This is a genomic window from Silvanigrella paludirubra, from assembly GCF_009208775.1.
GTDB classification, from domain to species: Bacteria; Bdellovibrionota_B; Oligoflexia; order Silvanigrellales; family Silvanigrellaceae; genus Silvanigrella; species Silvanigrella paludirubra.
Genome location: NZ_WFLM01000005.1, coordinates 322,007 through 348,175, shown reverse-complemented (window position 1 = coordinate 348,175; position 26,169 = coordinate 322,007). Strand labels below are relative to the sequence as shown.

Below are 26,169 nucleotides of genomic sequence, written 5' to 3'. Positions count from 1 at the left end.
GGTTTGAGTCTTTTTTTATTTTCACTTTTTATTTTAATAAAGGATAATTTAATGTCTAATCCCATTAAGGATTTGCCAAATGAAATTGGCTTTTCAATGCCTGCAGAATGGAGCGAGCATTCAGCAACATGGACTTGCTGGCCTTTTGATAATGAAATGTGGTTTGGCTTTTTAGATGGTGTTCGCAATGAATTTGCAGCTTTAGTAACAACAATTGCAAAATTTGAGCGCGTTCATTTATTAGTCCGAGATGAGGAAGCACATAAAGATGCCTTCAATCGAATAGGGAATAATCCTAATGTAACATTACATCTTGTTCCTTTAAATGATATTTGGTTTAGAGATAATGGACCTATATTTATTAAAAACGGTGAACAATTAAGTTTTGTTAAATGGGAATTTAATTCTTGGGGACAAAAGTTTAAATGGGATTTAGATACTCTAGCTCCATATTATGTTGCAAAAAATTTAAATATAGATTTTTTTAAGCCAAATATTGTTATGGAAGGTGGTTCTCTTGAAGTAAATGGAAAAGGTGTTGCTTTAACTACAAGGCAATGTCTTTTAAGTAAAATGCGTAATCCTGATTTATCTGAAAGTGATATTCAAGTTTATTTAAAAAATTATCTAGGAATAAATAAATTGATTTGGCTTGAAGATGGTTTGGAAGGTGATCATACTGATGGTCATATAGATACCATAGTTCGATTTGTTAACGAAAATACTATAGTTTATTCTATGACAGAAGATAAAAATGATACGAATTATGCTCCTATGATGCGAAATTTTGAAATATTAAAAAAATCAACAGATATAAATGAAAGGCCATTTAATTTGGTTCCTTTAGTGTTACCTAAAAATAGAATGGAAATAGATGATCATCGGTTACCATCAACTTATGCTAATTTTTATATAGGAAATGAGTTTGTTGTTGTTCCAATTTATAATGATCCTCATGATGAAATTGCTTTAAATACTTTACGTCCTCTATTTCCTAATAGAAAAGTAATTGGATTAAGTTCAAAAGACATTATAAAAGGCGGTGGATCTTTTCATTGTGTTACACAACAACAACCATCGGGAAAAATTTGGAGAAAATAAGTTATGGCAGCACAAGCTAAACTTGCTATTATTCAAATGAGTATGGCAAATAAACTTGATTTAAATATCATAAAATCAACAAAATTTATTGAAGAAGCTGTAGAAAAAGGTGCTAATATTATTCTTTTGCCCGAGTTATTTGAAAATCATTATTTTTGTCAAGAGCAACATGATCATTTATTTGATTTAGCAAATGAAGTCGAATCTCATCCGTTTTTAAAGCATTTTCAAGCTTTGGCTAAAAAGTTAAATGTTGTGTTACCTATCAGCTTTTTTGAAAAATCGGGTCAGGCATATTTTAATAGTTTAGCTATGATTGATGCGAATGGTGATTTATTGGGTATTTATCGTAAAACTCATATTCCAGATGGCCCTTGTTACCAAGAAAAATATTATTTTAATCCAGGCGATACTGGGTTTAAAGTTTGGAATACCAGTTTTGGAAATATTGGAGTTGGTATTTGTTGGGATCAGTGGTTTCCTGAATGCGCGCGTAGCTTGGCATTGCAAGGAGCGGATTTATTACTTTATCCTACTGCAATTGGATCAGAGCCTCCAGAAGCTCATTCTATTGATACGAAAGATATGTGGCAGAGAGCTATGATTGGTCATGCTGTATGTAATTCTGTTTATTTAGCAGCTCCTAATCGTGTTGGTGTTGAAAAAAATATGACATTTTATGGCAGCTCTTTTATTTGCGATTTTATGGGCGAGAAAAAAGCTGAGGCAGATAGAATATCGGAATGTATATTATATGCCGATTTAAATTTTACCGAAGCAAAAACTTTTCGAGCTGGAATGGGTTTTTTTAGAGATAGAAGGCCAGATAAATATAAATTTCTTTTGACTTTAGACGGAAAAATTTAAAGTCAAATTAATTTTTTCTTTTTAATTTTATCATTACATTCATAATACTAAATTTCAATTCAGTTAAGGACTGCTTTTGTTATCTTATTGGCAAAGGTAGTCCTTTTCATTTTTTAAGAATTTTAAAATTCAGAAAACTCTTTCATTATTAATGGATGCCATATGTTTTTGTCTTTAAATACAGTCGTTTTAGGTAAAATTGGGTTTTTTAGTTTAAATATTTTTCTATTTTCTAATTTGGCGATTTGTAAAAAATTATTATTATATCTATTAAATACTTCATCAAATGAGCCATCTTTAATTGCATTTATAAATCCATAATTTAGTCGTTCTTCTAATATTTTATTTTTTTTATTTACAAAAAAATAATAACCTGTTGGATAGGCAATTGCCCATTTTTCAATAACACTTAAATTGTATTTAGCTTCATGCTCTTTTTCAATTTGATAAACTTCTAAAGCTCCTAATGGGAAAATATCAAATCGCTTTAAGACAAGCATAGGAAATAATCCTGTATAAATGGTTGCCTTTATGACATTCATATTATTAGCATCTAAAATATGTGTATCAGGCCAATCAAATACCTGCCCTGCGCTAAGTTTCTTTAAATCTGAATACGTTTTTATTTTTTCAATTCGTTCCTTTTCACTTTTTAAAACAATAGGAATGCGAACTCCTAAAAGTCCTTTAAATAAGCAGAATCTAATTGGAGATGATTTCTTTTCTCTCTCTATAGAAGTCATTGATGCGATTATATTTACTTCTGAGTCAACTTTACTCAACTCATGAAATGCTCGAGTTTGCGACATTTTTATCGATTTTACTAATTGGTATTCGCCATATTTATCTTTAGATTTATCTAAAATTAATTTTAAAATGGCGTATTCATAACTCAATGAGTTTTCATTTTCAGATGCACTTAAGTTATGCTTTATAATCATGAGTGCATGAGCTTGATGGGTAAAAATAAAAATAAAAAATATAATATAAATTTTTGGCATATTTTTATATAATATCATTCAATACTTTTCCATGTTTAAATTATTCATGATTAAAAAAATTTAACATAAGCTATTTTGTTTTAATATAAATTAAATTTGACAGGTTTTAAAGGTCATTTTTTGAGTATTTATTAATCTAAATAGGATGTAATATTTACCTAATATAACTTATATATCAAAAAATATTTTTTGATTATGGTTTTGAATATAATAACATTTAATTCTAATTTTATAGAGAGGATCTAGATGTTTTGTTTTACTATATACCAAAAGAGTATTTTATTTTTATTTATATTGCATTTGAATTGTTTTTCCTTAGAGGGTTCTAATTCTTTAAAATTAGTAACAGGAAATGACTATTCTCCATACAGTGATGAAAAATTAAAAGATGGAGGTATTTTTTCTTCTATTGTTAAAAAAATCTTAATAAAATTAAATATTTCTTATACTTTAGATTTTTTACCTTGGGCACGGGGATATGATATGGTTAAAAATTCAAAATATGACGCAACTTTTCCGTATGTTCTTACAAAAGAAAGAAGTCTTGAAGTTAATTTTTCAAAAGTAAGTCTTGTCGAAATAAAATCTTATATTTTTACAAATAATAAAAATAAAATAAATATAGAAGATTTCAAGGGTTCAATATATTGTCATTCATTAGGTTATTTTATTGAAAAACCAATACAAAAAATTTTAGAATATAATGAAACAAAAAAAATTCAAAAATTTGACCAATTATCTTGTATTAATTCAATCATTAATTTTGAGTCAGATTTTACTGTTTTAAATGATGATCAGTATAATCAATATAAAAAAATGAAAATAAAAAATTTTAATGTAATAAATAAAGTTGATATTTTAATTAATATAAATAATTTATATATAGCTTTTCGAAAAGATATTAATGGCGATATTATAAAAAAATTTGATGAAGAAGCTAAAAACTATATAAAAACTGATGAATATAATAAAATACGTTATCAAAACTAAAATTTTTATTTATTTTATTGATTAAAAATTTAAATTCATTTATATTGATTTTAATCATATTACTATTTCAAATTCATTAAAAAGGAATCTGAATCCATGGCAAAAAATAGTTACTCAAAATTTAAATATTTAAAAATTCTAGCTTGCTCCATATTGCTAAGTGGCAGTTCTTCTCTATTTGCTTTTTCAGATAAAGAGAAAGAAAATAAAAAAATTGTAACAGAATTTTATAATATGGCTTTTAAAGATCATAAACCTCAAGAAGCAGCAAATCTTTATATTGGTGATCAATACATTCAACATAATCCTCATGTGCCAAATGGAAAAAAAGCATTTACTGATTATTTTGTCCCCTATTTTAAAAAATATCCACAAGCGATATCAGAAATAAAAAGATCTGCTGCGGAAGAAGATCTGGTATATTTACATGTTCATTCTAAAGAAAGTAAAGAAGATAGAGGTGTTGCAATCGTAGATATTTTTAGAGTTAAAGACGGTAAAATTGTGGAACACTGGGATGTTATTCAGGCAATTCCAGAAAAATCTGCAAATAAAAACTCCATGTTTTAGTTAATAATATTTAAGCCTTGATAATTTTATAAACCATCTTATTCTTTATTTGAAATATCATTTACAAAACTAATGGCAACACCTAAAGCGCTTGCTGTTGCATTTGGAACTCTTAAAATATTATTACCTAAAGAAACTGGAATAACATTTAGTTTATTTAAAATTAATTCTCTTTCATTGTCAGAAAAACTAGCTTCTGGTCCAATTAAAATACAAATTTCTTCTATATTTTTTTTGTAATTTTCTTGAATTTTATTAAGAATTGAATTTGTAATTTTACCTTCGTATACATGTGATTCATCACAAAATAGTATTATTTTTTTTGAATTTGATTTTGATACATATTCTTGATAAAAGTGATTCAAACTATCATAACAGAAAATTTCAGAAGAATAGGCGCTTTTGCTAATTCGAGTAGCTTCGTTACTTAATTGTATTAACTTATCTAGCTTTATAGGTGCTTTTGATGCCGCTTTTTCGCTTTTAAATATATGTATTTGATTTGCGCCCATTTCAGAAGAATTTGCTATGACTTCGTCAAGTGTTGTTGGTTTTGGCATGGCAAGCCATAAATTTATTTCTAGTTTTGTCTTTTCAATTTTTCTTACGGAATTAATATCAATTACTAGTTCTTTTTTATTAGCAGATGTAACGATTCCTTCTGCAATAATTCCACGGCAGTTAGTAACTTGAATTGATGTTCTTTCTTTTATTCTAAGAACATTATATCCATAATGGTGTTCATTATCATTAATTATCAAATACTTGCTATTTTCATTGATGTTATTAGAAATTAAAGTCCATGTTTGTTTTTGGATGCTCATTGGTAAATACCTGTTATTTTTTATAGGTGACAAATAGATATTAAGGGAGATTCTTTTAAAACTTCATATTTTTTTTCATTATCTATTTCAAAAAATTTAATATTATTTACCCATTCTTTAAAAGTAGCCATAAATGAAATTAAAATTCGCCAATCATGCTCGTTGAAGTTTTTTGTAAACTCAAAATTATTTTTTAATAAAAGATGATCTATTTTATTTATATAATAATTTAAATCATTTTTAGTATTTTCATAATCTAATCTACTTTCATCTGGCATAAATGTGAGAGCTTCAAATTCACAGACTATGTTTGCTTGGTTTAAAAATATATTTGCTAATTCTTCTGATAATATGTCAGAACTTATAAAAGCATTATTTTTTTGAATTGATTTTGTAAACTTATTAAAAAATTCATCTTCTTTTGGAGAAGAAGTTTTATTATATTTTATTTTTTTTAGTTCATTGTAAGCAAGAATTGTGTATTTAAAAATGACGGTGTTTTGATTCATTTTGTTTTAGTAATTTCTATAATATCATTTGTTCCATTTGGTTTTTGTGCCGATAAATTTGGAACAAATTGGTTAATTTGTTTTATAGCCTGCATGATACGTGTTGTATCAATATCGCTTCTGTATCGGACTCCATCAGAAGTCACTTCGTATGGGATAATTATCGAATTTTTATCAGCTGTAAAGTTTTTTATTACTTTTTCTATATCAGTAATATTATCTCCAGAAATTTCTTTAGAAATATAAAAACGAATGCCATCTCTTTTATTTAATTTAGGAAGATATTCATTTAATGATGATTTTATCTCCTCTTCATTTTTGCCAATAATGATTCTTTTTTTGTAATAAAGAATATATTTGCTATTTATAGCTTTGGAATTTGAAGAAGATTCAGCACTATAATTTAAAAAAATGAGTAATCCATTTTTCAAAATCAGTGGGGAAATGGAATATGGAATATGTGGTGGCCAAGATTTATTTCCTGTTAATTGATATTCCGTTTCTTGTTGTTTTTTTAATAATAATTGGACATCTGCAGTCCAGTTTGAGTTTGAAACAAAATGAAAGCTTGAAATATTTTGGACTAGTTTAGGATTATAACTTATAGATACTTTTTCTTGTTTTTTTTCACAATATTCACAAATAAAAATAACAAAAGGAATTTCTTCTTTATAAATGGTTTGTTTTTCATTTAGAGTTTTATGAAACTCAGCAATGCTATGGTTCGGGAACCACAACAACAATAGGAATAACACTGGCAGGTACATATGGATCCTTTGCAAGTGTTGAGTTTTGAATAATGGTTGCGTCTTCAGGTGTCGCTGGCTTTAACTCTGATTTTCCATCATATACTAATTTAACTACAGTGAGTCCAATTGAAGAAGAAACTACTTTTGATGGTGAAATTAAAACTTTTTTATTACTTCCAACATCAAGAATAATTGCTCCACATTGTACGGAATTTCCAGGCAATGTAAAAAGCATAGAAAAAGCAATTTTTTTGCCATCATCTGTTAGAACTGGCTTCTTTTTAGAGTTGTTTGGTGTTTTCAAAACATCTCTAAAGGGAGCTGCTAAAGAAACTTTTACAACTCCATTTGAAAAAATTTCGCTTCCTTGTGAATGGAAAAAATTTTCCCATTCCGGTTTAGTTCCTAGCTGACCTTTTTCAATTTTTTGACAAGTGGTTTTAAAATAATTTCCAATATTTTGAATGGCATTTTTTCGCGCATTTACTTCTGCTTTTAAACTACTATTTTGTTCTTCTTGATTGGTATTAAAAACCCCAAATGTAGAAATTGTCATTTTTGAAAAATCAAATGAGATTTTATTTTCTTCACCTTCTCCATAAGCAAAAGGGCTAAAAGGCAAAGATAGACTTAGAGCAATCCACATTGATTTCATCACAAGGGTTTCCTTACTTTTAATGAACTGTTTTACGAATTTACTTCCTTTAAAACTTCATTTGCTGAATCCATATTAGCAATTTCAGCATCAAGAACACATAGTGACATTATATTTGAAAACCCTTGAATTTTGATACGCAACATATTCCAGTATTGAACGTCAATCGGATGACTTCTACTAACAAAAAATAAAACTTCTTTGACTTGTGATAGTAACGGAGGAATATTTTTGCAAATATCAGAAAAATAAGATTTATTTTCCTGATCAAATGGAAACCGCATGGTACTTTCAACAACCAATTCAAGTTTTTTAATGCTATTTATTAAAATTTCAGATGAATAACCTTTTGTTAGTTGTTTTTGCTGTTGTGTAACTTCATTTTTTCTTGCGATTAAATTTTTAATAGTTGTTTCAGTATTTTGATATTTAGTGACATAATCAGAAAGCCATTTAAAAGTTTTAATAGGATTTTCAGGTATGTCTCCAAATAATTCACAAAGTTTGATTTTATGTAAATCTATAAAACTAAGAAGAATTGCAGTTGAACTTGTTGTTCTTTCTGGGCCTTGAAATTCAGCACGGAGATCACGAACTTCAGCAAGGGTATCTCTGATTTGTTCTAAAGATATTTCGCCTAATAAAGAGCGAATATCTTGAGCGACCACGGATCCTTCTTCTGCTGCAATAAGTCTTTTGTTTTCTCTTCTTAAAGTTTCTTCAGCATTTGCAATTTGATTTTCAATTTCTTTTTTACGTTTCCAAAGGCTTAAAGCAAATAAAAAACAGATAGGAATTGTAACAATAAAAATACAAAAAATAACAGCAAGCCAAAATCCACGATTTACTGTTTTTAATCTTTCTTTAGCTCCTAAATTCTTTTTTTCTACTTTTTCTATATTTGCTTCATATTTTTCTCTATTTTCATAATGGAAAACAGCTTCGCATAGATAGTTTGCATTGTCAGCGTAAGGCGAAAGTTCTTTTAACGCAGAAAATCTATTGTATCTATGAATAATATGTGCTTCAGTTTTTTCTAGGTGGTTGTTAATGAAGTCTTGTGCTCTTTTAGCATTTTGAATGATTTTTTGCCGTTCGCTATCTTCAAGGGATATCCAAGGCAATGTTGTTTTGTTCAGCGTGTTTATTCTGATATCTAGCTCTTCAATTTCATTTTGCTTTTCTTCAACTGAAGCTAGTTTTTTGCGAAGAACACTAAGTCCTTCAATGGATTCTGACCATTGTTTTGCTTCGGAGGCTAATTCTTGTGAAAAAAAAGCGTCAACCGCAATAAGCGATTTATCGGCTTGTCTTATTTGTTTAGCGCGAAGATAATGGGGTTTAATTTGGAAAGTGCCAGCGAGCAAAATCAATTGATCTGCGACTTCTCTAAGTTGTAATAAGCTTACCTGATTCATGAAAAATGCCTCTTGGTGCATGTAGTGATTCACCTGTTCTCAAGTATCCTCGCAATCTTGTACCTCTGAAATTCCCTTAGTGTCAAAATTGTGCTAGCAAAAAGCAGTCATTTTTAGTATCCCCTTAGGAGAAACTCATGTCTTCCATTGACAAAAATATACTAAGCAATGAAGTAAACAGAAGAAGAACGTTTGCTATCATCTCACATCCTGACGCAGGAAAAACGACAATGACGGAAAAGTTATTGCTTCTTGGAGGAGCAATACGTTTAGCAGGATCCGTTAAAGCAAAAAAATCTAAGAAATTTGCCACCTCCGACTGGATGGAACTCGAAAAACAACGCGGAATTTCGGTATCTACCAGCGTAATGAATTTTGAATATCGTAACTTTATTTGCAATCTTCTCGATACACCAGGGCACCAAGATTTTTCTGAAGATACTTACAGAACTTTAGCTGCCGCAGATGCGGCAATCATGCTAATTGATGCTGCTAAAGGTGTAGAACCCCAAACTATCAAGCTTTTTGAAGTATGCAAGCTTCGTGGCATTCCTATTTTTACTTTTGTAAATAAACTCGATAGAGAGTCTCGCGATCCTCTTGAATTGATGCATGAAATTGAAAGTGTTTTAGGGATTGCTACTTATCCTATGAGCTGGCCTGTGTCTTCCGGTGAAAGATTCCGTGGGATTATTGAACGAAACACAAAAAGTCTTCACTACTTTGAGGGAAGAAATACGACAACAGAAACTGTTGCTAGAGTAATACCCCTTTCTGATAAGGAAAAAATATCTGAACTTGTTCCTGAGGATCTTTTAACAGAATCTCTTGATGGTTTAGAAATGCTTGAAATGGCAGGCGATGAATTTTCAAATGAAAGATTCTTACGTGGAGAGCTTTCTCCTGTTTTTTTTGGTGCCGCTATGACAAATTTTGGCGTCCGTTTATTTTTAGAAAAGTTTCTTGAAATGTCCCCACCTCCTTCTTCTAAAGGAAGTAATCAAGGGCAAATAGAGCCTTTATCTACAAATTTCAGTGGATTTATTTTTAAAATTCAAGCCAATATGGATCCAAAACACAGAGATCGTATTGCTTTTTTGCGAATCGTTAGTGGTGTGTATGAGGCTGGAGTTAACGTAACAATTCCAAGATTAAATAGAGAAATCCGTTTGACTCACCCTCAACAGTTTTTTGCGCAAGATAGAAGTACCTTAGAAAAAGCTTACGCAGGAGATGTTGTCGGTATTTATGACCCAGGTATTTTTTCCATTGGAGACTCTTTGGTTGAAGGAGGAACTTTTGAATTTGAAGGAATTCCATCCTTTGCTCCCGAAAACTTTGCTGTTGTAAGAACAAGCAGTGCTTTAAAGCGAAAGCAATTATTAAAGGGGTTAGTGCAGTTGTGTCAGGAAGGCACTGTTCAAATGTTTGTGGATGAGAGTAGATCGGCAAGTGATCCTATTTTAGCAGCTGTTGGGAATTTACAATTTGATGTACTTCTTTTTAGATTAAAAAATGAGTACAATGTTGATTGTTCTTTAGATTCTCTTGCATATAAACATGCGCGTTGGACAAATGCATCTGCCGAAGAAATAGCTGAAGCCAAAGCAGCTACAGATGTGGTAAGTGTACGAGATATGCAAGGGTATCCATTATTTTTATTTAAAAATGATTTCACATTATCTTATTTTCAAGAAAAATGTAATAAAATACAGTTATTTAGAAGCAATTCGAGTTTGCATGGAAATATGATGCGTATGTCAACAAATATATTTGATGAATAGATTTTTTAATGTATATTGGTAAGTATGCAATTAAATATATAATTAAGAATGCATAGGGTTCTATAAATCCTTCTTCTCTTCTCGAGGAGCTTTCATCATGGTGAGAAACTTATTCCAATTATGCTCATTTCAAAGTAATAATAATGATAATAATTCGGGTGGCAAAATTATTCAAATAAGTGACCATAAGCATAAAGCTGAGTATAAAAAGCAGAAGCATGGAAGTGGTAGAGCCCATTCTGATTCTTTAGCTCGTAATATAAAAAATCATCAAAATAATAAAACACCCCAACAAGGGCATTATAAAGGTCTTCAAAAGGCAAATAAAAAAGGAAAGCCTAAGTATTCAATATCTAATATTTTTTATTATATTTTTGCTATTTTATCAATTTTGTTTGGACTTTATATCCTTTTTGGCGGATTTTTAAGGTCTTTTAAGTAGTTGTAATTACATATATAAAAAAAACAATTTTTTTTATATATTTGCTTGCATTGGTTAATCTTCTCTGGCATACAGTTGTTCACATGAGTGGGGTGGTAGTAGAGTTGGTTACAACGCTGGCCTGTCACGCCGGAGGTCGCGGGTTCAAGTCCCGTCCATCCCGCCATTATAATTTTAAAAAAAAAATCGCCTTTTGGGCGATTTTTTTTATTTAATAAAATAGTTATATTTTTTCTTGTTTTTGAATTATGCGATGAATTAAATAATCTATTTTCTCATATTTCTTATATATATTATTAATATAATTTGTCTTTTTTTATTCTTCTAAAAGATGTTATTTTCTATTTAAAAAAAAAAATCTGTCTTAAAAATATTTAACATATTAAATTATATAGAGTTAATTATTGGTATAAATTTTGCTTCACATTAACTGGTTTTAATAAAAATTTAATTTGGTTTTAATGAAACCAAAAATTTTATTGAAGGAGCTTAATTGTGTGTCCAGTTTCAAATGACAAGTTTTATAGTATATCTAATAAACAAGACATAGCTAATAAAATCGTTTTTTCTACAGATGATATTAATCCTTATTATAGGGTTATGTTCCGAATTTTTGTTTTATATAATGAGTCTCTATTTTATTTTTCTAGAGGTAATTTAAATAAAAATTATATGAATAATCTTTTAATTTTAAGTAGATGTATTGATATTTATAGGAATAATGGTAATTTTAGAGAAATTCTAAGAATAGTTGATAATAAAAAGTATGATGAAGTAAATGATAAAAAGAAACGATTAATATTACAAAAAGAAATTGAAAATATTAAGTATAGAAATAATGCAAGTAAAATTCTTGAATTTGTTAATAATAAAAGAGATATTGATAACTTAAGTAAAGAAACTTTAGATAAAACGGAATTTATGAAAGTTTTGGGAAATGAAGAAAACAGAGACTTTAAGAAGTTTTATCAGGAGTACGAAAAATTAAGTAAATTTATTCTTGAAATTTATGATAAAAATAAAATTGATAAAATTTTGACAAAAGTTTTACATAAATTAAATGAAAATATTGTCAGAGAAACTTTAAATAAAAATTATGGAGATCGAGCTGATTACTATTTAACATTCACAGATATGCAAATATATGAATATTTTATATCTCCTGTTGTAAGTTTTCATGGAATACTAGTGTCTCTTGTTTTTCCTCCTGCTGGGGTAACTGTCGCTTCCACTTTGATAACGACAGCAACTGTAACTGGAATTGGAATTGCTAAAGATCAATTAATAAATACCTTAAAAAGAGTCTACAATATTGGTATTAGAAGTAATGCTTACTATCATATTGATAATGAAAAATTTAATAAAAATATGTCATTAGCTACTGGTAATTCTGAATTTGATATTTCAAATTCAATTTACAAAAATATTGATCATAAATTAGATTTTGATTTATATAAATTAAAAGACGTTTTGAAGCAATTAGAGCAAATTACATCAAGAAATGGTGATTTTAATTATTATGTTTCAAATTCATTTAAATATTACGTAAAATTCCGAATCAATCAGCAAAAACTATATAATGATTTTATTGCTGGTAGAGAGTTTTTTTCAAATTTAAATTCTAATGATATTGCTTATAATAATGCAATTAATAAAAATAAAGATATTTATTATAAAGCAATGAGTTACTATAGAAATAAAAATACGGTTGAGCAGACATTAAAAGTACAGGCTGAGTCAATGAAATTTATTTCCAAAAGTTTACTTATTATGCTTCGTGGAAATAGTGATTTTAAAATTTTTCTAAAGCATTTTAATAATAAGTATGATTATAATAATAATTTAAAAAATTATTATAAAAAAATATCGGAAATAGCGTCAACAAAAATAGGTTCTATTAATAAAGCTAATTTATTTTTAGATTTTATTATAACTTCTTTAAATGATTCATCACCAAACCATTTAAGTGAATTAGAACTTAAAAAGTTATTTAATGAATCAAGCAAAATAAACCCTAATAATCCTTTATACTCAGATATTAGCAAAAATGAAACTTTTAAAGAAAGTGCGATTAATAACTTAAATAATATTGGTGGTAATGAATTATTTGTAAGGCAAGCTGTTCAAGTTATTAATACTTCGAAAGTTACAGATGTGTTTATGAAATACTCTGATATATATGATTGGGGATTATGGAGTTCTTTAGGATTATTAGACGGTATTTTGTATTTATCAAATAGTTCTTCTGTTAAAAATAAATTTAAAAAAGTTAGTTCTATACTTACGAAAATTTCTGGTATTTATAAATCAGGTAATTATGTTTTAGGTGCAGTGAACTTGACGGCAAATATTTTAGATAAATTAAAAGTATTAGAAACAAGTGGCACTATATTTTCAAATTCGATATTTTCAAGTTTCACAGCAAATCCATTTAGTCTTATTACAACTGTTTTAGGAGTAAAACTATCTTCCAGCGTTAAATCAAATTATGAAGGTACTTGGACTGAAATCTCTGAAAAGTATGAAGAGTTCAAAGATAAACAATTAGATCATAATAAATTTCCTAGATCTACAGCATTTGAGTTCTTTATAAATTATAGAAAAAGTGATCCTATTGAAGTCATTCATAAAATATCTGATATATATAAAGATAAATTAAGCAATATTGTTTCGCTTTCTAAGGCTATTAATGAAAAAATGATTCAACTTCATGAAAAAGTAAATCATTATAATTTTGACAATAATTTAATTACAATTGATAAAAGGATAAATGAAAAAAAATCATTTGCATCTTACTTTAAGTTTAATATGACTCCTGAAAAAATAGAAGAAGAAATCATAGCAGATTATATTAAAATTCTTTTATCTATATTGTCATTAGCAAAAGAAGTTCAATTATATGAATATTATTTAGATTTTCTTAAGGATTTAGATTTAGAAATAAATAATTATTTAAAATTAAATTCTTTAATTTTAATAAATGAAGATAAAGTTATTTTTTCAGTTTTAAATTTTGCTTTTGATTCAAAAATAAATCGTGATATTTTTGAGGATATTTAGTGAATTTTATTAATATCATAACTCTAATTTTAAAAAAGCTATCTTTAAGTAAAGATAGCTTTTTAAATTTAATACTTTTAAAGAGATTTTAATTATCTGTTTACTTTTGTTCCTTCATTAATGGAACGTAAGATTTCATCGCGAGGGATTAAATCTGTAGGAAGCGTTGCTCTCCGTACATTGGCTCTGTACAAAATAGCGCCTCTTAGTTTTGTATAGTCGAGATCGGCATCTTCAAGATTAGCTCTTGTTAAATTTGCTCCTTCTAAATTTGCATTCCAAAGACTAGCATTTGTAAAATTACATCCTTCTAAATTGGAATCTTTGAAATTTACATAAGAAAGATTAGATGTTTCAAAATTGCAATTAGAAAAGTCTAGTTTTGCCAAATTTGCTTTACGAAAATCAAGTTTAGAAAAATCACGAGTTGTTTGCAAAATATCAATCGCTTCTTTACGCGTTAATGTTTTTGGTTTTGTTTCGTCAGAGTCAAGATCACTACGAATCTCAGGTATCCCGTCGTCATCCTCTTCTTCTTCATCTATATATTCATCTTCATCTTCATCATCGTCATCCATTACTTTGCGAGCCATCATGCTAACTTTAGTAGGGTTCGATTTTTTATTAAGAATAATCACCATTTCGAGAAAACCTCCTTAATTAGGCTTGACACTAAACATTGCCTCAAAATGTAAAAAAATCAAGAATAAAAAAAAGAGTGACCTATGAGAATCACTCTTTTTTTATTCATCAAATAAAATTTATTTGAAATATGTTTGATTAATGAACTGAGCTAGGTGCATTTGTAGGGGTTGTACGACCTTGCTTTTTGGAAAAAGAAAGGGAATTTGCATCTTCACTAAACTCTTCATCAAGAAACTCTTCATCTGCCATTTCAGTTCTGTCTTGAACAGAAATTCTTGCTTCAAGTGCAGCAGCTTCAAATACACTGTTGGAAGCTGTTTCAAATAGAATGGAAGAAAGTCTAGAGCGGATAACAGATTTTGGAGCCCAAAATAAGTCAGCAAGAGCTTTAACCATATTTACACGTGTAGAAATTTTTTGAATTTCAACAGCAAGAGCTTCTCTTGGAACTAAAAGTGCATTTGCAAAATCAACGATTTCTGCTTGAGAAAGTGTTTCACAACGGCTTGTGAATTTGAATTTCTCTCTTTCAGAAAGAAGTACGATACGAGCGATTTCGCGAGCAATTGCTGTACGTGTGTGCGCTCTGATGTCACCTTTACGGAAACGAATTGCATAATGACCAGGTCTTACGCGGGAACTACGTGCGAGCTTGTCAGAAACATCACCAGGCATCAATTGGATGAATGGAAATGCAGAGATAAGTTCTGGGATATGAACTGGTACAGTAGTAACATTTGCTTTAGCTAATATTTCTTGAGCTACTTTTTCGATTTCAAGACTTCTATCGCGTCTTTCAATACGAACTCCAGGCTCTTCTAAAGATAGGCGGCGTTCTTCTTCTGCATCGCAGAAGTCGCACCAAGCTTCGTCTAAGTCTACTAAACCATCTGCAAGATCTTGGATGATTTCTAGGTCAACATCTAGAGCTTTAGCTAAGTTTTCTAGAGATTGAACATTGCGGATAGCTTTTTTTCCGCGTTTCCAGTGACTTGTATCACTTGGGTTATAATTAAGAATAGAACCAAGGTCTTGATCGTGAACTTTATCATTTGGCTGTCTTAGCTCTAGAACACGAAAGCAAAAACGAAAGAGTTGAACAGACTGAGGAAATCGAACTGCTTCTTGTAACTTACGCATAAAACTTTCCTTTCTAAAGAAATATATAAGAAGTCCATAATTATTAAAATAATCTAATTAAAAAAGTCCTTATGGGATAAATCATTTGGGAAAAATTGCTTCCTTACGAATCCCATACATGTTGATTACTATTGAAGACTAGAAAGTACTAGACACTATATGTTTCGTCAAAAATGAAGACAATCTTTTCAAATAGTTTAACTATTTGAAATTATTAATAAAAGTATTTAATATGGGAAAATATGTTATATTTATATGGAATTAAAAATATTATAAGGAGAATCAAAAAAATAAGTGTCTTCCAAAAAGACATTCAAAAGGCTGGAATCATACCCAAGAGTTTGTGATTTTTAATTCGAAAGAATAATTCCAGTAAGACTACCAAAACCAACTCTGATATTGTCTTTTATAGCGTAGCCATTAAAGATAATAGAATCTCCATCTTGCAAAAAGCTTCTGTTTGTACCATCTGGTAAGCTTATGGGCTTAGTGCCCTTCCAACTAAGTTCTAGCATGGAGCCATACGAGTTTGCTGTAGGACCGCTAATGGTCCCGCTTCCATAGACATCTCCAACGCTTATAGGAGTTCCATTTGAAGTCATATGAGCCAATTGCTGAAGTAAATTCCAATACATATATTTATAGTTAGACTGGGATATTAAAAAAGGTTCTTTCATTTTTTCCGTTTGAATATAGACATCTAGACAAATATCATAATGAGCTTTTGCAGAACATTTTAAATAGTCTAACTCGGGAGTGTCTTTTTCTGGTGCGGGCAAGGCAAACGGAGCTAACGCCTCTAAAGAGACAACCCAAGGAGACATGGAACTGGCAAAGCTTTTTCCTAGAAAAGGTCCTAATGGAACATATTCCCATCTTTGAATGTCACGCGCAGACCAATCATTAAATAGAGTGAGCCCAAATATAGAATTTTTAGCATTGTCTGGTGTGAGAACTTCCCCTAAGGCGGTATTCTTGTTTGTAATAAAAGCCATTTCTAATTCAAAATCCATTTGTTTTGAATAACTATAAGTAGGTTCATTAGAATCAGGGGCGCAAAGTTGTCCTTTAGGTCTTTTAAAATTTGTGCCACTAACTACAATAGAGCTACTTCTGCCGTGATAGCCAATGGGTATGTGTTTCCAGTTTGGTAATAGCGGGTTTTTCTCATCACGAAACATTTTGCCCACATTAACAGCATGATCTAAGCTCGAGTAAAAATCGACATAGTCTTTTACTTTTATAGGGAGCATCATTTTAGCTGAGTGAGAGGGCACTAAAATTTTTTCTATATGATCAGGATGAGATTTTAGAGAGTTATTTTCTACTAAAAATAAATTTTGGATTTTTTCACGAACAGAATTACAAACAGAATTTCCAAGACTGAAAAATTCATTAAGAGCATTTTGATTAAAGATTTCATTATGTAATTCTTTTATTTCTTTAAAGTAACCATACCGCATGAGTTCATTTAGATCAATAATATAATCGCCAATAGCGGCTCCACAACGAGCGGTATTTTGATTTTGATTTGTATAAAAAACACCAAATGGTATATTATAAATTGAAAAATCGTGTGATTTCGTAATTTCTAGCCATGACTTTAATTCGCGCATAAGGATTCCTTTAAAGAATATGATTTTCTATTAAATGATCAATTGGTTCTATAAAGCTGCAAGTACCAAAGCTTTTTATAAATGATTTTCGTAATTCCGTCATTTTTTCATTTGAAATAAAATGATCTTCAATGCGAAAGCCATTTTCTGTAAATTTAAAATTTGAATATGAGTACTCTAAAATTATTTTTTCCATATTTTCAATACTCATTAAATTCTCATAACAAAGAAGAAAACAAGAAAATATATTTAAAAATCCATGTAACCTTGCTCCTACATGGCGATTATCGTTAGGAACGGGTACATGCAATCCTGCAGTTGCCTTCACGGGAACTTTATGTTCTGCACATATTCTTATCGCTTTTGCGATTTGACTAGCAGGAGGTATTTGAGCAGGTGTAACACCACCTGTTCTTAATTTAACAGCAAATTTGTTTGAGTAATTATTATTAAAATTTGATATTTTTTCGATATATTGATCCATATTATCTATAAATGGAATTTCACAAAATAACTGATTTATGCTTTCAATACTGGAAAATTTATCTAATAATACATTTAAAATATCAATTATTTTATTGGAATTATTTGATTTAAATATTTCTTTTGGTGGAAAAAATTCAATTGAGTTAACAATAATTTTGTTTTCAAATTGACGAATTAATTTTTTAATAAGTAAAATATCATTTTCTAAAATGTTTGAATAATCAGAAATATTTTCACAATTTGAAATTATGATTGAAAAGCAAGCTTTATTATTTAATTTTTGAAAGGTATTTTGTTCTGTTAAAATTAAAATAGTTTCGTCAATTTTATTTACAGGTAAAATAAAATTTCCTAACCAGTCTTTCTGTTTGTGAAAGTAGTAATTGGAGAAATTATTTAAAGATTCTTGTAAAGTTAAATTTGTAGGTGGGTATAAGCCTGCATAATCTAAAAGTTCTTGCATAAAAATGTTTAAGCTTTTCATAAAAACTCCTAGTGAAAAAATTGCTTAAAGAGAATCCTTGTTAAAAAACAAAATTTTGAGTTATCTTAAGGTGATCTTCAAATTTATGTGGAGTTGATATTAATGCATAATATTTTTATCCAAGATCTTTCTGCCATTCTCCTTACAGGAGGTGCATTTGGCTGGATTTTTAAAAAATTCCTTAAGCTTCCTCTTCTTCTTGGGTATATTTTTGGTGGAGTCCTCCTTTCGTTGCCAATATCTTATACACCATATGTTGTTAGTAAAGATTCTGCCAGTACTCTTGCAGAGATAGGTGTTTTGCTATTGATGTTTTCAATGGGGCTTCACTTTGGTGTCCGTAAAATAAAATCATTAGGATCATCACCAATTATAATAGGTGTACTTCAAGCATTGCTCATGTGGTTTGTAGGTACGCAAGTTTGTCGTGCGCTAGGGCTTACAGGAACGGAAACTCTTTTTATTGGCGCCGTTTTATCGACTGCTTCAACCGCCGTTATTATTAAAATACTTGAAGATAAGCAATTAACAAGTGCTCGTTTTGCAGATAAATTAATGGCTGTTTTGTTGGTTGAAGATTCCGTAGCTATTTTTATGATTATTTGGCTTTCAACTTCTGTAACGGGAAGTGAAATTAAATTATATGAACTGTTACCTATTTTTCTATGCAGTATTTTACTTTGGTGGTTATTAGGTACTTTATTATTACCAAGAATCATTCATTCCGCTTTTCTAGCAGGAAAAGAAGAATTATTAGTTATTTTAAGTATAGGTTTAGCATTAGGTCTTGCTTTTCTTTCTGCCTCATGGAATTTTTCTTCTGCGCTAGGAGCCTTTATTATGGGCTCTATATTATCTGAATGTAGAGAAATTAGAAAAATAGAGTCTATTATCGAACCCGTAAAAAATATTTTTGCACTTGTTTTTTTTGTATCTATAGGATTTCTATTTTCTCCGAAAATTATAATTGATAAATGGCAGTTTATTTTAGCTGCAGTTTGTACAATTGTTGTTGGAAAATTTACTATAAATTTATTTTTTAATCTATTTGCTGGTAGAGGTGTTAAAGATTCAATTCGTATTAGTGGATTTATGGTTCAAATCGGTGAGCTTTCATTTGTTATTGCTCAGGTTGGAGTAAGTCTAGGTGCTATAGATAATCAAAATTTTTCTGCTATTGTAGCAACTGCAATTATAACGATATTAATCACCCCTTTTATTGTTAAGAGTACTTTATTATTAGCAGATAAAGCTGAATTCATTTTACCTAATTCAACTTATAAATTAATAGAATCTTATTCGCAATCTGTGATTGAATTCTCTTTAGAAAATAAAATGCTTCCATTTTATGAAAAATATTCTTTATTTAAAGGGATAAATTTTTTAATTAATAATACAAAAAACCGTTTGAAAAAAAATTATATGTTAATGACTTCTAAAAATGTTACAGCTACTTTAGATAGATTAGCTCCGTGGGACGAATATTTGGTGCCTGTGAGTATTTCTTCAAATTCTATTATAGTCGGAAAAAATTTAATAGATTTAAAATTAAGAGAGAAATTTACAGTAAATGTTGTTGCAATTGCTAGAGAGGCAAGAACAATAATTTCGCCTAAAGCTAATGAATCAATATTGCCTAATGATACCTTATTAGTATATGGAAATGAAAAATCAATTTATGATCTTCAAAACTTTTGTAATGAAGAACGACAAGATGAACTATTTGCATCTTTAGATCAATGTACATTAGCAGGTATCAAGTTAAATGCGGATCACCCATTTATTGATAAAACAATTTTGCATTTAGGAATTAGGGTAAATTATAATTGTATTGTACTAGCTGTTAATAGAAAAAATAATAGAATTAAAAACCCTATATCTACTTTTATGTTTAATGTTGACGATGAATTGTTTATATTTGGAACAAGAGAATCTTTAGAAAAAATTAGAGAACTGCAAAATTAAAAAATGCTATTTTATTATGAAAACGAATTATTTTTATCTTTCATTTTATGAATTAAGCTTGTTTTTAAATCAAAAAGATTTTTTTCTAATCCTGCTGGATAGTGATGTGGGTTTAATAATCTTTTAATACTGCTGTGCAACTTATCAATCATTTTCAAACATTTTTCACGGGTTTCAATTAACTTTGGGGATTGATAAACTTGTACTCCATTTTTATAAATTGGTTTTAAAAGATCTTCAAATTCACATTCTTTAGGAATTTTGTAAAAACGATTTATGTCTTCTGGATCAATAATAATAGGCTCTATTTCATTTTTTTCTGTTAATGTATCAAAAATCATATCTGCAAAAAAATAATTATTTTTGTAAAAACGTCTTACTTGTAAAATTCCTGGAGTAGATATTTTAATAGACTGTTCTGAAATTTTAATAGAATGTTTCCAAGTCCCATCTATATTTTGAATAGCAGCTAATTTATAAACAGCCCCCAAAGCGGGTTCATCAAAAGCTGTAACTAATTGAGTTCCTACACCCCACGATGTTATAGCAGCACCTTGATCATTTAAGCTAGAAATAATGTGTTCATTTAAATCATTACTAGCAATAATAATTGTATCTTTAAAGCCTGATTGATCTAATAATTTTCTTGCTTCTATACTAAGATAAGCTAAGTCTCCAGAATCAAGACGAATACCTATTAGTTTTTTATTTTGTTTCTTTAGCCAATTTCCTACTTCAATTGCTTTTTTTACGCCATTTAAAGTGTCATAAGTGTCAACTAAAAACACAACATTATTAGGCATTACTTTTGCAAGCGCATAAAATGAATCTAACTCGTTTTCAAATGCCATCACCCAGCTATGCGAATGTGTTCCTTTAACGGGAATATCAAAAATTTTTCCTGCTAATGTATTTGAAGTTCCTGAACAACCTCCAATATAAGCAGCTCTACTAGCACTCAATCCTCCATCAATTCCTTGCGCTCTTCTAATGCCAAATTCAAGAACAGGTATATTATTTGCTACAGAAACAATGCGAGCCGCTTTTGTTGTGATTAATGTATGAAAATTAATTATATTTAATAATGGAGTTTCTAGTAATTGACATTGTATTAAAGGCCCTGAAATTCTAAGAATAGGTTCATTCGGAAATAAAACAGTACCTTCTTCAACAGCGTCAATGTCACAACTAAACTTTAAATGTTTTAAATAATCTAAAAATTCTGGTTCAAATATATTTTTTTCATCGTTCCCTTTTAAATTTTTTAAATATTCAATGTCTTCATTTTTAAATTGAAATTGATTTATATAATTAATTACTAACTCAAGTCCTGAAGCTATAGAATATCCGCTTTTAAAAGGATTCTTTCTAAAATAAAGATGAAAGACGCTCTTTTTTTCTGATACCCCACTTTTCCAATATCCATAGGCCATTGTTAATTGATAGAAATCTGTTAATAAGGTCAATGAGCTTTTGTAAATCGATTTATAGAATGAAGTCATTAAAATCACCTTTATTTTTTAAAAAAAATAAATTCACATTGAATTTTAAATTCAATATGAACCTATTTTTTCTATATATATCAAAAAAATTCTAAAGTATAATTTTAGTTTTTATTTAATGAAAAATAAAACTCCTTATTTTCCGAGATATTTAATACAATTGGTAAATTTTTTCTTGAATAAGAATGTAAATAATATCTAAAAATAGGGATGATTGAGACTTCTTCGAAAGCTGAGTTTTCAAAATTTTCTAATAAGTCCTGTTTTATTGGAATTGTAGAAGCCGATTTAATATTTATTTCTTTAAGAGTCAGTATTGTTTTTGGAAATTTTTCTAAATTAAAAATAACAGAATTTGAATTTAATATATTTTGCAACCAAATTTGTCTGTTATTTTGTATTCGTGCTATAAAAATTTGAAGATCAGCATCAAGTGATTTATTATAATCCTCTGACATATCTATCCATTCAATGGATATTCCGTTCTTATTTGAAAGTTCTTCAAATTTTTGCAAAACTTTATTTTTAGCAGTTAAATAAGGAATCGCTATTTTAATATCTCTAATATCTTCTGGAAAAAAGTCTAATTGAATAGGCCAATTTACATTTGCTTGGTTTCCAGGTTCTGAAGTATCAAAATGTCCTTTAGGCACGTGGTAGTTTTCATCTTTACTTAATGAGCTTGCGATATTTCTTAAGATACTTGATAATTGTAAACGAGATTTTTTTGTATTGAATAATTTGCTATTTGAATTATATATACCAATAAATGTATGCATATTTTGTTTTTTATTTACAATAAAGTCGAGATCAGCTTCATTTTGATTTTTAAATTGATTGTAATCTGAGGTATTAAAATAAAAGTCGTATCCATTTTTTGAATTTAATGTAGATAATTCAACTTGATTCCCTAATACATTTAAAAAATATTTTCCATTTTCGAATCGAATTGGATATTTACTTACAATATCAAAATACCCAGAATTATATTCTGGATTTGTAAATGAATTTAACCTTACAGGCCAAATTATATTTCTTAGTGTTTTAAAGGAAAGAGCATCTTCTAAAACGCCTTTTATATTATCTATTTTTCCTTCAAAAAATAATTTGAATTTAATTGGTGATATAATTTCTATTCCTTTATAAGATTTTTTTTCCCAACCTATATTGTTGATATCTTCTGTTCCTATGACTCGAATAGAGGTTGAATGCTCTCTGTGAGTAAAACCTTTTGCAATTCCCATTGCGGCTTCAAAACTGCTAACAGGAGTACCATCTTGCCAAGTAGCTTTTAAGGAAACAGTAGCTTCTAAAGAATTTTCAGCCTCAGAAAAAGTATAATTTTCTAAAATACCGTCGGCACTATTTTCTTTATCTATATATGGTTTTAATACAAGTAGCCAGTAGCCTAAGTTTTTCCAATTTTTAATTTCAGCGAAGGGGTAAAAATCTAATTTTGAGACACCAGTACAAAATCTAAGATACATTCCTTTATCAATATTATTTAACATTATAGCTTTTACTCCTGAAAGTTTTTTATTTTATGTGTTTTCAATTTTAACAATATAATTGGATAGGGAGTCCTCATGTAATTTTTATTAATAACACCAGTATTCATATTTAAATTGGTTTTAACTATCTGGCAAGTTTTTTTTTAAATCTAATTTAATTTTATAAATGATTTTTTATTTATTTTATAATATCAAATTACATTTATTATTGGTAAGCAATAAAAATATTATGAATTTTAATTGCTCTTTTTTTTAATGTTTAATGCTTGATGTAAGATAATTTTTTTATTTTCATTTTAATTTATTTGTTTTAAGATAAAAATTCTTAAAATAAATTTTTATAGATTTCCAATTTTAATTGAAAAAATTATAAGTTTTTAATTTATAAAAAAATATAGTAAATTCACAAAAGTATTTCTTTAAAGAAATACAAAGTATTCTTGAATAAAATTATCTAATGATATTAAAGGATTTTGAAAATGTCTATAAATACCTCACAGACTGTGCTAAAAACGGAAAGGCCTCAAGCGCCTTTTTTAATATTTGATATTGAGACAGTTCCAGATATTCCTCTTTTATATATGAATTATAAAGAAGAATTAAAACTTGATATTACATTCAATGAGAAAATTCATTGGAATGATTTTTCAATTTATGACGCTTTTAAAAAACAAACAAAAATAGATTTCCCAAAAACTTTATATCATTCAATTTTATCTATTTGTGCCTTATATATAGATCCTGAGACTTATTACATTATGGATGGGTTTAAAAGAACAATTCCTAGAGTAAATTCATACGAAGAATTTTTAGAACATGAAAAGAAAATAATTGAAGATTTTTGGCAATTTTCAATTAAGTATCAAGATTTTCATAAACATTGGTATGATCATACCATGGGAAATCGTTACATGAGCGATTATCAGAAAAATAAACTAAAAAAACTCCCTGTTACTTTTTGTGGTTATAATATATCAAATTTTGATTTAATGGTTATTGAACAGCGTAGTTTAATACATTTTATAACCTGTCCAATTGAGGATTATGTTAAAAATTTAGGTAACGATTCATATAGATATAAATATGCATCAGATAAAGTTTTTGATCTCATGAATTTTATTTCGAATTATGACAATAAAAATGCAAGAGTTGGCCTAGATATAATTGCGCGCGCAATGGGGTTAGGCGGGAAAATGTCAGGAATGGATGGTTCTTTGGTTGCAGAAGAGTATTATTGTAATCATTCATCTTCTAAAATTGAAGAATATTGTGCTATAGATGTATTGATTTCTTATGGTGTTTTTTTATCAATTCAAAAATTTAGAGGTGTTTTATCGGATGAGCAGTTTAAAGACTGTTTACTTCATTTTGAAAAATGGCTTTTAAAAGATGGAAAACCTTTAAATTACCGCGAATTAGTTAATGAAAGCTCAAAGTTTTTTAATTATGCTAAAAAAACTTAAGAGAAACGCCCTTCGTCCGATAGTTGTCACTGAGGGGTTACAGGAGTATAGAGGTCTAAATACGCAATCTCAATCTTTCTTAGAGTTTCGTATTCGTGATTGGATAAAATATATTAATTTAATGATTTTAATTGTTTGAGGAGGCATTTATATGTCAGAAGAACATGGGTTTTCTAAAGGTTTAGCTGGTGTGGTTGCTGATGCAACATCTGTAAGCCAAGTACAAGGCGAAGTAGGTAGATTAATTTATCGCGGTATTTCAATTGAAGAACTTGCGGAAAAATCTACATATGAAGAATGCGCTTTTTTCTCATTATATGGAAAAATGCCAAATCAAAACGAATTAAATAAATTCACAACAGAAATGAAAGCAAGTCGCGTTTTACCAAAAGCAGTTGAAGCTGTGATTTCTGCTGCCCCACGTTCGGCACATCCAATGGCAATCCTTCAAGCTGCTATTTCTGCAATTGGTTTTGAAGAGCATCCTGTTAACTTAAAAAATGAAGAAATGAATATTCATAGTGCTACTAAAATTATTAGCCAACTTGCAACAGCGGTTGCGCGCATTTCAAGAGAGCGCCGTGGGCTTGAACCAGTAGCACCAAATACAGATTTATCTCATGCAGAAAATTTTCTTTATATGCTAAATGGTGAAATTCCTAATAAAGATGAAGCTCGCATGTTTGACGTAGCTCTTATTCTTCATTTGGATCATGACTTTAATGCATCTACTTTTGCAGCAAGAGTTGTTGCTTCTACAGAAGCAAAATTATCACTTTCTATTTCTGCTGCAATTGGAGCTCTTTCAGGACCACTTCATGGTGGTGCGAATGAAAAAGTTCTTGAAATGGCAGACTCCATTGGGGCTCCTCAAAATGCAAAAGCATGGGTTGCGAATGCGCTTGCAACAAAAGCAAAAGTAATGGGATTTGGTCACCGTGTTTATAGAACAATGGACCCAAGAGCAAAAGTTTTACGTGGTATGCTTGAAAAACTTGTTGCTACTAAAAAAGAAAAAGATACTTACGAAACACTTCGTATCGTTCATGACACGATGATTGAAGAATTAAGCAAAACTTCTAAAGACTATATTTGGCCAAATGTGGACTTTTGGTCAGGAGCTCTTTACCGTTTAATGGGAATTGAATCTATTGATTTTACGCCAATCTTCGCTGTATCCCGTGTGGCAGGATGGTCTTCTCATATTATAGAAATGTGGCGTGATAACCGTATTTATCGTCCAGCAGCAAAATATATTGGACCTGCAGATGAAAAATATGTAGATATCAAAAACAGAAAATAATTATCTTTTTAGTACTTTTGTATTATAGAATTGAGTTCATAGAGGATTAAATCTATGAACTCTTTTTTTATGAAATAAAAATTT

22 protein-coding genes and 1 tRNA gene are annotated in these 26,169 nt (G+C 29.0%); 11 read left to right on the top strand and 12 right to left on the bottom strand.

What is annotated here, in order from left to right; all coding sequences use genetic code 11:
• Positions 1-51 precede the first annotated feature (51 nt).
• Both GCL60_RS14820 and aguB read left to right on the top strand, forming a co-directional pair.
• Positions 52-1,101 (top strand): agmatine deiminase family protein, encoded by a 1,050-nt coding sequence (locus GCL60_RS14820; protein WP_202614039.1) that lies wholly within the window; start codon positions 52-54, stop codon positions 1,099-1,101.
• Positions 1,102-1,104: 3 nt separating this feature from the next.
• On the top strand, positions 1,105-1,968 hold the full coding sequence (gene aguB / locus GCL60_RS14815; protein ID WP_153421451.1) for an N-carbamoylputrescine amidase: 864 nt from the start codon (positions 1,105-1,107) through the stop codon (positions 1,966-1,968).
• A gap of 122 nt (positions 1,969-2,090) precedes the next feature.
• Here aguB and GCL60_RS14810 read toward each other — a convergent pair whose 3' ends face one another.
• Positions 2,091-2,987, bottom strand: coding sequence for a type 2 periplasmic-binding domain-containing protein (locus GCL60_RS14810; RefSeq protein WP_153421450.1), 897 nt, complete (start codon positions 2,985-2,987; stop codon positions 2,091-2,093).
• Positions 2,988-3,215: 228 nt separating this feature from the next.
• On the opposite strand from GCL60_RS14810, the gene GCL60_RS14805 reads away from it, so the two are divergent.
• Positions 3,216-3,959, top strand: coding sequence for a substrate-binding periplasmic protein (locus GCL60_RS14805; protein ID WP_153421449.1), 744 nt, complete (start codon positions 3,216-3,218; stop codon positions 3,957-3,959).
• 96 nt (positions 3,960-4,055) lie between these two features.
• Positions 4,056-4,529, top strand: coding sequence for a nuclear transport factor 2 family protein (locus GCL60_RS14800; protein ID WP_153421448.1), 474 nt, complete (start codon positions 4,056-4,058; stop codon positions 4,527-4,529).
• Between the two features lie 38 nt (positions 4,530-4,567).
• Here GCL60_RS14800 and GCL60_RS14795 read toward each other — a convergent pair whose 3' ends face one another.
• Genes GCL60_RS14795 through GCL60_RS14775 form a run of 5 tightly spaced genes read right to left on the bottom strand, consistent with a single transcriptional unit; the run spans position 4,568 to position 8,684 of the window.
• Complete coding sequence (locus GCL60_RS14795; protein ID WP_153421447.1) at positions 4,568-5,353, bottom strand: RsmE family RNA methyltransferase; 786 nt, start codon at positions 5,351-5,353, stop codon at positions 4,568-4,570.
• A gap of 20 nt (positions 5,354-5,373) precedes the next feature.
• Positions 5,374-5,862, bottom strand: a complete 489-nt coding sequence (locus GCL60_RS14790) for a hypothetical protein (RefSeq protein WP_153421446.1) — start codon at positions 5,860-5,862, stop codon at positions 5,374-5,376.
• Positions 5,859-6,629 (bottom strand): hypothetical protein, encoded by a 771-nt coding sequence (locus tag GCL60_RS14785; RefSeq protein ID WP_161998236.1) that lies wholly within the window; start codon positions 6,627-6,629, stop codon positions 5,859-5,861. The genes GCL60_RS14790 and GCL60_RS14785 overlap by 4 nt, the downstream gene beginning before the upstream one ends.
• Positions 6,580-7,266 (bottom strand): hypothetical protein, encoded by a 687-nt coding sequence (locus GCL60_RS14780; protein WP_153421444.1) that lies wholly within the window; start codon positions 7,264-7,266, stop codon positions 6,580-6,582. The genes GCL60_RS14785 and GCL60_RS14780 overlap by 50 nt, the downstream gene beginning before the upstream one ends.
• A 32-nt stretch (positions 7,267-7,298) precedes the next feature.
• Positions 7,299-8,684, bottom strand: a complete 1,386-nt coding sequence (locus GCL60_RS14775; protein ID WP_153421443.1) for an AAA family ATPase — start codon at positions 8,682-8,684, stop codon at positions 7,299-7,301.
• 137 nt (positions 8,685-8,821) lie between these two features.
• Here GCL60_RS14775 and GCL60_RS14770 point away from each other — a divergent pair, with 137 nt between their 5' ends.
• The 4 genes from GCL60_RS14770 (at position 8,822) to GCL60_RS14755 (ending at position 13,970) form a co-directional block, all read left to right on the top strand.
• The gene (locus GCL60_RS14770) at positions 8,822-10,468 is read left to right on the top strand and encodes a peptide chain release factor 3 (protein WP_153421442.1); all 1,647 of its coding nucleotides are present in this window, start codon (positions 8,822-8,824) and stop codon (positions 10,466-10,468) included.
• A gap of 97 nt (positions 10,469-10,565) precedes the next feature.
• Positions 10,566-10,910 (top strand): hypothetical protein, encoded by a 345-nt coding sequence (locus tag GCL60_RS14765; protein ID WP_153421441.1) that lies wholly within the window; start codon positions 10,566-10,568, stop codon positions 10,908-10,910.
• Between the two features lie 89 nt (positions 10,911-10,999).
• Positions 11,000-11,076: transfer RNA gene (locus GCL60_RS14760), tRNA-Asp, on the top strand.
• Between the two features lie 329 nt (positions 11,077-11,405).
• Positions 11,406-13,970, top strand: a complete 2,565-nt coding sequence (locus tag GCL60_RS14755; protein WP_153421440.1) for a hypothetical protein — start codon at positions 11,406-11,408, stop codon at positions 13,968-13,970.
• Positions 13,971-14,062: 92 nt separating this feature from the next.
• Here the strand turns inward: GCL60_RS14755 and GCL60_RS14750 are convergent, their stop codons facing one another.
• The 4 genes from GCL60_RS14750 to GCL60_RS14735 form a co-directional block, all read right to left on the bottom strand.
• Complete coding sequence (locus GCL60_RS14750; protein ID WP_153421439.1) at positions 14,063-14,611, bottom strand: pentapeptide repeat-containing protein; 549 nt, start codon at positions 14,609-14,611, stop codon at positions 14,063-14,065.
• A 139-nt stretch (positions 14,612-14,750) separates the two neighbouring features.
• Entirely contained in the window at positions 14,751-15,755 is a 1,005-nt protein-coding gene (locus GCL60_RS14745) for a hypothetical protein (protein ID WP_153421438.1), read from the bottom strand.
• A gap of 350 nt (positions 15,756-16,105) precedes the next feature.
• Positions 16,106-17,371 (bottom strand): fumarylacetoacetase, encoded by a 1,266-nt coding sequence (gene fahA, locus GCL60_RS14740; protein ID WP_153421437.1) that lies wholly within the window; start codon positions 17,369-17,371, stop codon positions 16,106-16,108.
• A 10-nt stretch (positions 17,372-17,381) separates the two neighbouring features.
• Positions 17,382-18,341 (bottom strand): hypothetical protein, encoded by a 960-nt coding sequence (locus tag GCL60_RS14735; protein WP_153421436.1) that lies wholly within the window; start codon positions 18,339-18,341, stop codon positions 17,382-17,384.
• A 102-nt stretch (positions 18,342-18,443) separates the two neighbouring features.
• Between GCL60_RS14735 and GCL60_RS14730 the strand changes: the two genes are divergently transcribed.
• Complete coding sequence (locus GCL60_RS14730) at positions 18,444-20,306, top strand: cation:proton antiporter domain-containing protein (protein ID WP_153421435.1); 1,863 nt, start codon at positions 18,444-18,446, stop codon at positions 20,304-20,306.
• A gap of 14 nt (positions 20,307-20,320) precedes the next feature.
• Here the strand turns inward: GCL60_RS14730 and GCL60_RS14725 are convergent, their stop codons facing one another.
• Both GCL60_RS14725 and GCL60_RS14720 read right to left on the bottom strand, forming a co-directional pair.
• Positions 20,321-21,808: a nicotinate phosphoribosyltransferase gene (locus GCL60_RS14725; RefSeq protein ID WP_153421434.1), complete on the bottom strand. Its 1,488-nt coding sequence runs from the start codon at positions 21,806-21,808 to the stop codon at positions 20,321-20,323.
• Positions 21,809-21,912: 104 nt separating this feature from the next.
• The gene (locus tag GCL60_RS14720) at positions 21,913-23,319 is read right to left on the bottom strand and encodes a hypothetical protein (protein ID WP_153421433.1); all 1,407 of its coding nucleotides are present in this window, start codon (positions 23,317-23,319) and stop codon (positions 21,913-21,915) included.
• 479 nt (positions 23,320-23,798) lie between these two features.
• On the opposite strand from GCL60_RS14720, the gene GCL60_RS14715 reads away from it, so the two are divergent.
• Complete coding sequence (locus tag GCL60_RS14715) at positions 23,799-24,782, top strand: 3'-5' exonuclease family protein (protein WP_153421432.1); 984 nt, start codon at positions 23,799-23,801, stop codon at positions 24,780-24,782.
• Between the two features lie 151 nt (positions 24,783-24,933).
• A complete protein-coding gene (locus tag GCL60_RS14710; RefSeq protein ID WP_153421431.1) occupies positions 24,934-26,085 on the top strand; it encodes a citrate/2-methylcitrate synthase in 1,152 nt (383 codons plus the stop codon).
• The last annotated feature ends 84 nt before the right edge of the window (positions 26,086-26,169 follow it).

Coding starts and splice junctions, on each gene's coding strand:
- GCL60_RS14710 (WP_153421431.1), top strand. CDS start 24,934: ATGTCAGAAGAACATGGGTTTTCTAAAGGTTTAGCTGGTGTGGTTGCT.
- GCL60_RS14720 (WP_153421433.1), bottom strand. CDS start 23,319: ATGTTAAATAATATTGATAAAGGAATGTATCTTAGATTTTGTACTGGT.
- GCL60_RS14730 (WP_153421435.1), top strand. CDS start 18,444: ATGCATAATATTTTTATCCAAGATCTTTCTGCCATTCTCCTTACAGGA.
- GCL60_RS14790 (WP_153421446.1), bottom strand. CDS start 5,862: ATGAATCAAAACACCGTCATTTTTAAATACACAATTCTTGCTTACAAT.
- GCL60_RS14800 (WP_153421448.1), top strand. CDS start 4,056: ATGGCAAAAAATAGTTACTCAAAATTTAAATATTTAAAAATTCTAGCT.
- GCL60_RS14715 (WP_153421432.1), top strand. CDS start 23,799: ATGTCTATAAATACCTCACAGACTGTGCTAAAAACGGAAAGGCCTCAA.
- GCL60_RS14805 (WP_153421449.1), top strand. CDS start 3,216: ATGTTTTGTTTTACTATATACCAAAAGAGTATTTTATTTTTATTTATA.
- fahA (WP_153421437.1), bottom strand. CDS start 17,371: ATGCGCGAATTAAAGTCATGGCTAGAAATTACGAAATCACACGATTTT.
- GCL60_RS14765 (WP_153421441.1), top strand. CDS start 10,566: ATGGTGAGAAACTTATTCCAATTATGCTCATTTCAAAGTAATAATAAT.
- GCL60_RS14810 (WP_153421450.1), bottom strand. CDS start 2,987: ATGATATTATATAAAAATATGCCAAAAATTTATATTATATTTTTTATT.
- GCL60_RS14770 (WP_153421442.1), top strand. CDS start 8,822: ATGTCTTCCATTGACAAAAATATACTAAGCAATGAAGTAAACAGAAGA.
- GCL60_RS14735 (WP_153421436.1), bottom strand. CDS start 18,341: ATGAAAAGCTTAAACATTTTTATGCAAGAACTTTTAGATTATGCAGGC.
- GCL60_RS14785 (WP_161998236.1), bottom strand. CDS start 6,629: ATGTACCTGCCAGTGTTATTCCTATTGTTGTTGTGGTTCCCGAACCAT.
- GCL60_RS14820 (WP_202614039.1), top strand. CDS start 52: ATGTCTAATCCCATTAAGGATTTGCCAAATGAAATTGGCTTTTCAATG.
- GCL60_RS14745 (WP_153421438.1), bottom strand. CDS start 15,755: ATGCGTAAGTTACAAGAAGCAGTTCGATTTCCTCAGTCTGTTCAACTC.
- aguB (WP_153421451.1), top strand. CDS start 1,105: ATGGCAGCACAAGCTAAACTTGCTATTATTCAAATGAGTATGGCAAAT.
- GCL60_RS14775 (WP_153421443.1), bottom strand. CDS start 8,684: ATGAATCAGGTAAGCTTATTACAACTTAGAGAAGTCGCAGATCAATTG.
- GCL60_RS14780 (WP_153421444.1), bottom strand. CDS start 7,266: ATGAAATCAATGTGGATTGCTCTAAGTCTATCTTTGCCTTTTAGCCCT.
- GCL60_RS14750 (WP_153421439.1), bottom strand. CDS start 14,611: ATGGTGATTATTCTTAATAAAAAATCGAACCCTACTAAAGTTAGCATG.
- GCL60_RS14795 (WP_153421447.1), bottom strand. CDS start 5,353: ATGAGCATCCAAAAACAAACATGGACTTTAATTTCTAATAACATCAAT.
- GCL60_RS14725 (WP_153421434.1), bottom strand. CDS start 21,808: ATGACTTCATTCTATAAATCGATTTACAAAAGCTCATTGACCTTATTA.